Origin of the sequence: Virgibacillus xinjiangensis, from assembly GCF_042643145.1 — a bacterium.
Lineage (GTDB): Bacteria > Bacillota > Bacilli > Bacillales > Amphibacillaceae > Virgibacillus_O > Virgibacillus_O xinjiangensis.
The window spans coordinates 1-572 of the sequence record NZ_JBHRSA010000059.1 but is presented as its reverse complement, the minus strand read 5'-3'; the positions used below and the strand labels follow the sequence as shown (position 1 = coordinate 572).

1 rRNA gene is annotated in these 572 nt (G+C 54.0%); it reads left to right on the top strand.

Features of this window, described 5'->3' with window-relative positions:
* Positions 1-572 (top strand): 23S ribosomal RNA (locus tag ACFOGI_RS16750); the annotation flags it as partial.

Genomic DNA, 572 nt, shown 5'->3' with positions numbered 1-572 from the left:
AAACCGACACAGGTAGGCGAGGAGAGAATCCTAAGGTGAGCGGGAGAACTCTCGTTAAGGAACTCGGCAAAATGACCCCGTAACTTCGGGAGAAGGGGTGCTCCTTTAAGGAGGAGCCGCAGTGAATAGGCCCAAGCGACTGTTTAGCAAAAACACAGGTCTCTGCGAAGCCGAAAGGCGAAGTATAGGGGCTGACACCTGCCCGGTGCTGGAAGGTTAAGGGGAAGCGTTAGCTTTCGGGCGAAGCGTAGAACCGAAGCCCCAGTAAACGGCGGCCGTAACTATAACGGTCCTAAGGTAGCGAAATTCCTTGTCGGGTAAGTTCCGACCCGCACGAAAGGTGCAACGACTTGGGCACTGTCTCAACGAGAGACCCGGTGAAATTATACTATGCGTGAAGATGCGCATTACCCGCGACAGGACGGAAAGACCCCGTGGAGCTTTACTGTAGCCTGATATTGAATGTTTGTGCAGCTTGTACAGGATAGGTGGGAGCCATCGAAGCGTGAGCGCCAGCTTACGTGGAGGCATCCGTGGGATACCACCCTAGCTGTATGAACCTTCTAACCCAG